We start from the raw sequence: 9242 nt of genomic DNA on the forward strand, positions 1-9242 counted from the left end.
AGTTCTCAAGGAACGGTCGCTTCCTTTGTACTCACCCTCTCGGGCTTTCCTCCGGGCGCTTCCCTTCGGTCTTGCGTTTCCGACTCTATCAGATCCTTTTCGATCCGATTCCCTGTCGGCAGGATTTGCCGTTCGGCCCCGGGCTTTCGCTCGTCGGCCTTTCGACATTCACTACGTTAGCCGATTCCCCGTCCAACTCATAATCGAGTCTGTCGGTGCCGAATTCAGGCATGCGGGCACGCCGAATTCGCCCCTGCTGAGGGGAGTAGCTAGGTAGTTGGTTTGGCCGCTTCCCGCTGTTGGCGATCGCCATACCCGGTTCAACGGCTCGGGCTACATTACGCACCTCGACAGGACGCGTCAACTTCGGCGGCGCCTCGGGGCATGGGCGCGATACGGGCTCACCGTCGGGTCGTTGGCGACCCAGAAGCGCCAGGGGTGCACGGCTCCCTCGCCGCCGACTCCGGTCCGTGGTCCGTTGAGTACCTGGTCGGAGGGCACGGGCGTGCCGGTCAGCATGCGCAGCGGGGTGTCTTCGGAGGTGCACGCGTCCGTGCCGTCCAGGGAGCGGTCCACGTTCAGGGCGGTGGCCAGACGGGCTGGGCCTTTGGCCAGTTCCTTGTCGTTGCGGGCCGAGAGTCGACGGGTGCGGGCCAGTTCGGCGCCCTCGATGATCTCGCCTGCGCGGAGCAGGACCGCGCTCGACTTGCCCTCCGGGCCGCAGACCAGGTTCATGCAGAACCACATGCCATAGGTGAAGTAGACGTACACGTGTCCGGGCGGACCGAACATCACGCTGTTGCGGGCCGTGCGGCCGCGGTAGGCGTGGGAGCCGGGGTCGTTCTCACCGTCGTAGGCCTCGACCTCGGTGAGGCGGAGGGCGATCGGACCGTCCGGGGTGCTGCGTACCAGGATGCGGCCGAGGAGGTCGGGGGCGACATCGAGGACGGGCCGGTCGAAGAACTCCCTGGACAGGGGCGTACGGTCAGGGGTCGCGATCATGCCGTCCGAGGGTACTGGAGATGAGTGGTGCCGCGGGGTGGCCGTCGGGCACCGGCCTTGCCAGGGTGGGGCATGGAACCGGCCACGGCCGGATCGCGTTTGTATGGATCAAGGATCCACCCGTTGTGGGCGAGAGGGAGAGACATGGCGTTCAAGAAGCTGCTCGCGAGCCTGGGGGCCGGCGGGGCTTCGGTCGAGACGGTGCTGCACGAGGTCAACGTCGTCCCGGGCGGTGTCGTCCAGGGTGAGGTGCGGATCCAGGGCGGCTCCGTCAACCAGCAGATCGAGGGGCTCTCGGTCGGGCTGCAGGCCAAGGTCGAGGTGGAGAGCGGCGACCAGGAGTACAAGCAGGACATCGAGTTCACGAAGTCGCGGCTGGGCGGCGCGTTCGAGCTGCAGGCGGGCGCGGTGCACGCGGTTCAGTTCGGTCTCGAGATCCCGTGGGAGACGCCGATCACGATGATCGACGGTCAGGCCCTGCGTGGCATGAACATCGGGGTGTCGACCGAGCTGGAGATCGCGCGTGCGGTGGACTCCGGCGACCTGGACCCGGTCAACGTGCACCCGCTGCCGGCGCAGAAGGCGATCCTCGACGCTTTCATCCAGCTGGGCTTCCGGTTCAAGAACGCGGACATGGAGCGCGGTGTCATCCGCGGTACGCGGCAGAAGCTGCCGTTCTACCAGGAGATCGAGTTCTACCCGCCGCAGCAGTACCGCGGGCTGAACCAGGTGGAGCTGAGCTTCGTGGCCGACCAGAACGCCATGGACGTGGTGCTGGAGATGGACAAGAAGCCGGGGCTGTTCAGCGAGGGCAGCGACACCTTCCGGTCCTTCCAGGTGGGGCTCAACGACTACCAGGGGACGGACTGGACCGCGTATCTCAACCAGTGGCTGTCGGAGGTCGGCAGCAAGCGCAACTGGTTCTAGGCTCGGGGGCGACTGCAAGAAACGATCAGGAGGTACCGAGGTGACCGAGCTCAAGCGGCGGCCGCTCCCCCACGACTTCCATCCGCCCGTCGCGTCGTTCACGGTGACGAGCGAGGACATCGAGGAAGGTGCGACGCTCAAGGAGGCTCAGGTCCAGGCGGCGGGCAACACTTCGCCGCAGCTGCGGTGGGAGGGGTTCCCGCCCGAGACCAAGAGCTTCGCCGTGACCTGCTACGACCCCGACGCCCCGACGGGCAGCGGTTTCTGGCACTGGGTGCTGTTCGACATCCCGGCGTCGGTGACCGAGCTGCCGGTGGGTGCGGGCAGTGGCAAGTTCGAGGGTCTGCCGGAAGGCGCGATCCACGCGCGCAACGACTACGGCGGCAAGGAGTTCGGCGGGGCCGCGCCGCCTCCGGGGGACGGTCCGCACCGCTACGTGTTCACGGTCTACGCCGTGGATGAGGAGAAGCTCGGACCGGACGCGGACGCGTCGCCCGCCGTGGTCGGCTTCAACCTGCGGTTCCACACGATCGGGCGGGCCCAGCTGATCGGTGAGTACGAGGTGCCCGCCGAAGGCTGAGCAAGCCGCCCCGAATCCCGGCGTTCAGGGAACGTTTGCCCGCTCCTGGTCTTGGAATTGATCAGGAGCGGGCATTTTTGTTGCCGGGGGTCGCGGGGGTCACCCCCCGTGGAGCAGCAGATATTGCGTTGTCCATCTCGGCGTGCCCGGCCAGAGTTGATCCCAGCCCGCCAGGGGGTGGGCCGGTGCACGGGAGGTGGGCTGGTATGCGGGACACGCTGGTACTGAACGCGAGCTTCGAGCCGCTGTCGACGGTGACGTTGAACCGAGCCGTCGTTCTGGTGCTTCAGGACAAGGCCGTCGTCGAGCAGGCCCACCCCGAACTGCGGATGCGGGGAGCCGCGGTCGACATACCGGCGCCCCGTGTGATCAGGCTCTGCCAGTACGTACGGGTGCCGTTCCGAAGACGAGCGCCGTGGTCGAGGCGTGGTGTGCTGGTCAGGGACCGGCACCGGTGCGCGTACTGCGGGAGGCGGGCGACGACCGTGGACCACGTGGTGCCGCGTTCGCGGGGCGGTCAGGACACGTGGCTGAACACGGTGGCCTCGTGTGCGGAGGACAATCACCGGAAGGCGAACCGGACTCCTGTCGAGGCGGGTATGCCGCTGCTCCGGGAGCCGTTCGAGCCGACGCCGGCTGGTGCGATGCTCTTGGCTCTGGCGCAGGAGGACGTTGCGGCGCTGCCGGATTGGCTGGCTCTGGACGCGGCGTGACCAGTCGCCGTGGGCCTTGGTGCTTCGTCGGCCGCGGGTTGAGTTTGGTTGTTCGCGCAGTTCCCCGCGCCCTGGATGGTGGGCGCGGGGAACTTGCGTTGTGGTGCTGTCAGTCGATGGACGGCTTCTCTCGGCGTTCCTGGGCCGGTACGGGTGCGGTGGTCGCGCCGCCGGAACCGCCGCCGATGCCGCCGAAGTTGCCCATGGCGCCGGAGAGGCCCTTGAGGGCGTCGCCGATTTCGCTGGGGACGATCCAGAGCTTGTTGGCGTCGCCCTCGGCGATCTTGGGGAGCATCTGGAGGTACTGGTAGGACAGGAGCTTCTGGTCCGGGTCGCCGGCGTGGATGGCCTCGAAGACCGTGCGCACGGCCTGGGCCTCGCCCTCCGCGCGCAGGGCAGCGGCCTTGGCCTCACCTTCGGCGCGCAGGATCTGGGACTGCTTCTCACCTTCGGCGCGAAGGATCTCGGACTGGCGGACACCTTCGGCCTGGAGGATCGCGGCGCGCTTGTCGCGGTCGGCGCGCATCTGCTTCTCCATCGAGTCCTGGATGGAGGTGGGCGGTTCGATCGCCTTGAGCTCGACGCGGTTGACGCGGATGCCCCACTTGCCGGTGGCCTCGTCGAGGACGCCGCGCAGGGCGGCGTTGATCTCCTCGCGGGAGGTGAGGGTCCGCTCCAGGTCCATGCCGCCGATGATGTTGCGGAGCGTGGTGACGGTGAGCTGCTCGATCGCCTGGATGTAGCTGGCGACTTCGTACGTCGCGGCCCGGGCGTCGGTGACCTGGTAGTAGATGACGGTGTCGATGTTCACGACCAGGTTGTCCTGGGTGATCACCGGCTGGGGCGGGAAGGGCACGACCTGTTCGCGCAGGTCGATGCGGTTGCGGATGGTGTCTATGAACGGGACGACGATGTTGAGGCCCGCGTTGAGTGTCCGCGTGTAGCGCCCGAAGCGCTCGACGATGGCCGCGCTGGCCTGTGGGATGACTTGGATCGTCTTGATCAGGGCGATGAAGACCAACACCACCAGAATGATCAGGACGATGATGACCGGTTCCATCGTCGTTCCCCGTGTCCCTTCTCCGCTTCGGCGTCTTCGGCAGATCTTATGGTTGTCGAAGATCTTGCTGGTCGAGTCTGACAGACCGTCGCGTGGCTGGCGAGGAGTTCCACTCCCGTTACGTCCTGCGAGGTCACATGACGATCGCGGTGGCTCCTTCGATGTCCACGACATCCACTTCCTGGCCTACTTCGTAAGCGTGGCCGGTGTCGAGAGCGCGGGCCGACCAGACCTCGCCGGCGAGTTTGATCCGGCCGCCGGAGCCGTCGACGCGTTCCAGGACGACGGCTTGTCTGCCCTTCAACGCGTCCACGCCGGTGGCGAACTGGGGTCGCTGGGCGCGGTGCCGGTTCGCGATGGGCCGTACGACGGCGATGCCGGCGGTCGAGATGACGGCGAAGACCGCTACCTGGGCGACGGCTCCGCCGCCGAAGACGCCGGTGACCACCGCCGCGGCGATGGCACCCACCGCCAGCATGCCCAGTTCGGGCATGGCGGTCACCACGAGCGCGATGCCGAGCGCTGCCGCGCCGATCAGCCACCACAGCCATGCGTCGATGTCCACATGGTCATGGTAGGTCCGCGGGCCCTGTCGACGACAGTGCGCCCGTGGTGTGAAATCCCGTTCTTACCCCGGCAATTGCGGAATGGCGGCCTGGGTCAGGAGAGCGGGAGGCCCTGGGCGGTCCAGCGGTCGCCCGACTGCTCGACGACGAGCGGGAGGCCGAAGCAGAGGGAGAGGTTGCGGGAGGTGAGTTCGAGCTCCAGCGGTCCGGCGGCGAGGACCTTGCCCTGGCGGATCATGAGGACGTGGGTGAAGCCCGGGGGGATCTCCTCGACGTGATGGGTGACCATGAGCATCGAGGGAGCGATCGGGTCGAGGGCCAGGCGGCCGAGGCGGCGGACGAGGTCCTCGCGGCCGCCGAGGTCGAGGCCGGCGGCGGGCTCGTCGAGCAGGAGCAGCTCGGGGTCGGTCATCAGGGCGCGGGCGATCAGGGTGCGCTTGCGCTCGCCCTCGGAGAGCGTGCCGAACCTGCGGTCCAGGTACTCGCTCATGCCGAGGCGGTCGAGGAAGGCGCGGGCGCGCCGCTCGTCGATCTCCTCGTAGTCCTCGTGCCAGGTGGCGGTCATGCCGTACGCGGCGGTCAGCACCGTCTCCAGGACCGTCTGGCGCTTGGGGAGCTTCTCGGTCATGGCGATGCCGGCCATGCCGATGCGGGGGCGCAGCTCGAAGACGTCCGTGCCGGGCTTGCCGAGGGTCTCGCCGAGGATGGCGGCGGTGCCCGAGCTGGGGAAGAGGTAGGTGGAAGCGAGGTTGAGGAGGGTGGTCTTGCCGGCGCCGTTCGGGCCGAGGATGACCCAGCGCTCGCCCTCCTTGACCGACCAGGAGACCTGGTCCACCAGAGCCCGGCCCTCACGGACCACGGATACGTCCTGAAGCTCCAGAACATCGCTCATGAGCGCGTTGTCTCCCCTTGCAGTGTGGCCGGTCTCGGCTGTCGCGTAAGCCTGTGGCTCGGTCCGCCGCGCCGGTGGGCGCAGCCCTCCATGAAATCTACGCCACCGGTCGGCCGGGACATTCCCTCGGGCCGGTCCCAGAGGAGCCCTAGGGTGGGGGCATGCTCTCGGAACCACGTGCTGGACGTCTCGCAACTTGGGGAAATGCCCTTTTGGCCGGACTTGTCTCGCCGGACGACGCCGTACTGGCCATCGTCGGCGCGGACGCGGTGCACCGGGTGGAGGGGCTGCCGGGTGAGCCGGGGCAGGTCGGGCTGACGCTCGCGCTCGGGCGGCTGCGGACGCTCGGGGTGAGCGGGCTGCGGGTGGCGTTGCCCGCGCCGGGGCATCCGCTGGGGCTGAGCGGGCCGCCGGAGTTCAACGCGCGGGCGCTGGAGGCCGAGGAGGCGGTGGTCTGTCACGGGGCCGCCTACGGCCTGGTGCCGGACGTGTACGAGGCCGGACCCGCGGGTGTGCAGGTCGAGGTGGTCTGGCATGTGCTGCCCGTACGGGAGGCGCCGCCCGCGGATGTGCCCTCACTGAGTGAGGCGGAGCGGGAACTGGCGGAGGCCCTGCGGGAGGCCACCGAGGTGCTGACCCGGCTGGATGTGGCCGGGTCGGGGCCGGTGGCGGAGGCGGCGGTCGATGCGTACCGGGCGCGGGCCGAGCAGGGGCGGGAGGTGCTGGCGCCGGGGTATCCGCCGCGGGCGGTCCGGGTGCTGGAGCTGGCGCAGCGGGTGGGGACGCTGATCGCCGTGGCGACGGAGAGCGGTCACGGGGGTGCGGTGAGTTCGTCCGAGATCTCCGCGCGGCGGGAGGCGTTGCGGCCGGTGGAGCGGACGGCTCGGCGGGCGCAGGTCGCGGCGTACAACTCCGTTGTGGAGGAGCGGGAGCGGGGGGTGCGGTGACGGTTACCTGTGTGGTGCTCGGCGTGGGTGCTGGGGGTGGGTGGGTGCGCAGCCCGGCGTAGCGGGGTGCCGCTGCGCCCACCCGTGCCGCCCCTGGCGGCACGCATGCCCGCAGCTGGGCGGCTGCGCACGCCCTTTGCCATGCCGAACGGCCTCCCGGTGGGGGCCGGGAGGCCGGTGTCACCTCCGGCTCGGAGACGGAGGTGGTGCGTCAGTGGTTGACGGCGAGGTTGCCGAAGGCCGGGTTCAGGATGCCCACGACGTTCACGCTGTTGCCGGACACGTTGACCGGGACGTGCACCGGGGCCTGGACGACGTTGCCCGAGCCGACGCCCGGGGAGCCCACGGCCTGGCCGTCGGCGTGCGCGCTGGTGGCGGAGGCCATGCCCGCGCCGGCGGCCAGCAGGCCACCCGTCACCATCGTCACGGCCGCTGCCTTCTTCAGGTTCTTCACTTCTGAGCCCTCCTAGCGATTGCCGCGGCAGGCGCCGCAGCACGCACTGGAGAACGGCGGAGATCCATCGAGGTTGCGCCATCCGGGGGACGTTCCCACGACAGTATGAATCTCGGTCCGGAACGCAACCTTCCGTGCCGCCGTGCGGTGGGCGTGTCAGCCGGTCACACCGTGGCGAACGGCCCACAGAGCGGCCTGTGTCCGGTCGGACAGGTCGAGTTTCATCAGGATGTTGGAGACGTGGGTCTTGACCGTCTTCTCGGAGAGGACCAGCGCGCGGGCGATCTCCCGGTTGGAGCGGCCGTCCGCTATGAGGCCGAGCACCTCGCGCTCCCGCTCGGTGAGCGAACCGGCCCTCGTGGTGCCCGCGTTGGTCCCCTCCTGTGCCAGCAGCGCGCCGGCGACCTCCGGCTGGAGGAGGATGTGCCCGGCGTGTACCGAGCGGATGGCTCCGGCGAGGGCGTCGGGGTCGACGTCCTTGTACACGTAGCCTGCGGCGCCCGCGCGCAGGGCCGGGACCACCGTGCGCTGTTCGGTGAAGCTGGTGACGACCAGCACGCGCGCGGGGTTGTCCAGCTCGCGGAGTCTGCGCAGGGCGTCGACGCCGTCCATGCCCGGCATCTTGACGTCCATGAGGATGACGTCGGGCTTCAACTCCTCGGCGCGGTCCACTCCTTCGGCGCCGTCGGCCGCCTCCCCGACGACCTCGATGTCGTCCTGCACTTCGAGGAAGGTGCGCAGGCCCCGGCGGACGACCTGGTGGTCGTCGACGAGCAGCACCCTGATTGCCTCAGCCACCGGGAACCTCCATCTCGATCACGGTGCCCTTTCCGGGCGCCGATTCCACGGTCAGCGTGCCGCCGGCACCGCTCGCCCGGTCCCGCATCGAGACCAGGCCGAGGTGGCGTCCGGCGCGGCGGACCGCGCTCGGGTCGAAGCCGCTGCCGTCGTCCGTGATCCGCAGAACGGCTCCGCCGCCGCGGCGGTCCAGGGTCACGTCGACGTGACCGGCGCCGGAGTGGCGCAGGGCGTTGTGCAGGGCTTCCTGGGTCACGCGCAGGAGGGCTTCCTCCTGGGAGGCGGGCAGGGCCTTCACGCCGTGGCCGGCGAAGGTGACGCGGGCGCTGTGGGCCCGGTCGAGGACCTGGATCTGTGTGCGGAGGGTCGCGACGAGGCCGTCCTCGTCGAGGGCCGCGGGGCGCAACTCGACTACCGCCGCGCGCAGTTCGTCGGCGGCCTCGGCGGCCAGGGCGGCCACCTGCTGGAGTTCGCCCTTGGCGCGGGAGGGGTCGCGGTCCACCAGGCGGGCCGCGGCCTGGGCGGTCAGGCGCAGGGAGAACAGCTTCTGACTGACCGCGTCGTGCAGTTCGTGAGCGAGGCGGGAGCGCTCCTCGGCGATCGTGAGTTCGCGGCTGCGTTCGTAGAGGCGGGCGTTGGTGAGAGCGATCGCGGCGTGCTGGGCGAGGATGCCGAGCAGTTCCTCGTCGTCCTGGGTGAAGCCGCAGCCGCCTTCGGGCCGCTCGCAGCTCTTGTTGGCCAGGAACAGCGCTCCGATGACCTCGTCGCCGTCACGGATCGGCAGGCCCAGGAAGTCGACCAGGTCGGGGTGCGCCTTCGGCCAGCCCTCGAAACGAGGGTCCTTGCGGACGTCCGCGAGGCGCTCGGACCTGGCCTCGTGCAGCATCGCGGCGAGGATGCCGTGCTGGCGCGGGAGGGGGCCGATGGCCTTCCACTGCTCCTCGCTGACGCCGTCGACCACGAACTGGGCGAAGCCGCCGTGGTCGTCCGGGACGCCCAGTGCGGCGTACTGCGCGTCGAGCAGTTCGCGGGCCGAGGCGACGATCGTCTTGAGGACGTCGCGCACCTCGAGGTGCCTGCTCATGGCCAGCAACGCGGAGCTCACCGCGGCGAGGCCGGACCGGGGGCCGTGACTCATGACCTCACGGTACCGGCGGGCTGTGACAGCGCGGATCGGACCGGTGGCGGCGGGGCGCCCGGTCGGTGGACCTAGGTGTATGGAGCCGCAGCGTTGTTCACACGGCTGATCGGTGGCTGTCCGCCGAGTGCGGTGTGGCAGCGATGGTGGTTGTAGGTGTGCAGG

Annotated in this window: 11 protein-coding genes; 4 read left to right on the top strand and 7 right to left on the bottom strand. The window is 69.5% G+C overall.

The window, feature by feature from the left end:
• Nucleotides 1-360: 360 nt before the first annotated feature.
• A complete protein-coding gene (locus ABTX60_RS42495; RefSeq protein WP_352101988.1) occupies nt 361-1002 on the bottom strand; it encodes a DNA-3-methyladenine glycosylase in 642 nt (213 codons plus the stop codon).
• A gap of 144 nt (nt 1003-1146) precedes the next feature.
• Between ABTX60_RS42495 and ABTX60_RS42500 the strand changes: the two genes are divergently transcribed.
• The 3 genes from ABTX60_RS42500 to ABTX60_RS42510 all read left to right on the top strand — a co-directional run bounded on the left by ABTX60_RS42500 (nt 1147) and on the right by ABTX60_RS42510 (nt 3222).
• Nucleotides 1147-1929, top strand: coding sequence for a sporulation protein (locus tag ABTX60_RS42500; RefSeq protein WP_352101989.1), 783 nt, complete (start codon nt 1147-1149; stop codon nt 1927-1929).
• A 40-nt stretch (nt 1930-1969) separates the two neighbouring features.
• The gene (locus ABTX60_RS42505) at nt 1970-2509 is read left to right on the top strand and encodes a YbhB/YbcL family Raf kinase inhibitor-like protein (protein WP_352101990.1); all 540 of its coding nucleotides are present in this window, start codon (nt 1970-1972) and stop codon (nt 2507-2509) included.
• 206 nt (nt 2510-2715) lie between these two features.
• Nucleotides 2716-3222 carry an HNH endonuclease gene (locus ABTX60_RS42510; protein ID WP_352101991.1) on the top strand — a complete coding sequence of 169 codons (507 nt, stop codon included), beginning with the start codon at nt 2716-2718 and terminating at the stop codon, nt 3220-3222.
• Nucleotides 3223-3331: 109 nt separating this feature from the next.
• Here the strand turns inward: ABTX60_RS42510 and ABTX60_RS42515 are convergent, their stop codons facing one another.
• The 3 genes from ABTX60_RS42515 to ABTX60_RS42525 form a co-directional block, all read right to left on the bottom strand.
• On the bottom strand, nt 3332-4282 hold the full coding sequence (locus tag ABTX60_RS42515; RefSeq protein ID WP_352101992.1) for an SPFH domain-containing protein: 951 nt from the start codon (nt 4280-4282) through the stop codon (nt 3332-3334).
• Nucleotides 4283-4415: 133 nt separating this feature from the next.
• Nucleotides 4416-4847 (bottom strand): NfeD family protein, encoded by a 432-nt coding sequence (locus ABTX60_RS42520; RefSeq protein ID WP_104779655.1) that lies wholly within the window; start codon nt 4845-4847, stop codon nt 4416-4418.
• Between the two features lie 95 nt (nt 4848-4942).
• Nucleotides 4943-5740 carry an ABC transporter ATP-binding protein gene (locus ABTX60_RS42525; protein WP_352101993.1) on the bottom strand — a complete coding sequence of 266 codons (798 nt, stop codon included), beginning with the start codon at nt 5738-5740 and terminating at the stop codon, nt 4943-4945.
• Between the two features lie 161 nt (nt 5741-5901).
• Between ABTX60_RS42525 and ABTX60_RS42530 the strand changes: the two genes are divergently transcribed.
• Complete coding sequence (locus ABTX60_RS42530; RefSeq protein WP_352101994.1) at nt 5902-6687, top strand: Rv1486c family protein; 786 nt, start codon at nt 5902-5904, stop codon at nt 6685-6687.
• Nucleotides 6688-6898: 211 nt separating this feature from the next.
• On the opposite strand, the gene ABTX60_RS42535 is transcribed toward ABTX60_RS42530, so the two are convergent.
• The 3 genes from ABTX60_RS42535 to ABTX60_RS42545 all read right to left on the bottom strand — a co-directional run bounded on the left by ABTX60_RS42535 (nt 6899) and on the right by ABTX60_RS42545 (nt 9077).
• A complete protein-coding gene (locus ABTX60_RS42535) occupies nt 6899-7141 on the bottom strand; it encodes a chaplin (protein ID WP_030852293.1) in 243 nt (80 codons plus the stop codon).
• 156 nt (nt 7142-7297) lie between these two features.
• Entirely contained in the window at nt 7298-7939 is a 642-nt protein-coding gene (locus tag ABTX60_RS42540; RefSeq protein ID WP_352101995.1) for a response regulator, read from the bottom strand.
• Nucleotides 7932-9077 carry a GAF domain-containing sensor histidine kinase gene (locus tag ABTX60_RS42545; protein WP_352101996.1) on the bottom strand — a complete coding sequence of 382 codons (1146 nt, stop codon included), beginning with the start codon at nt 9075-9077 and terminating at the stop codon, nt 7932-7934. The genes ABTX60_RS42540 and ABTX60_RS42545 overlap by 8 nt, the downstream gene beginning before the upstream one ends.
• Nucleotides 9078-9242: the final 165 nt, after the last annotated feature.

Origin of the sequence: Streptomyces sp. NPDC126510 (genome assembly GCF_040302345.1) — a bacterium.
Lineage (GTDB): Bacteria > Actinomycetota > Actinomycetes > Streptomycetales > Streptomycetaceae > Streptomyces.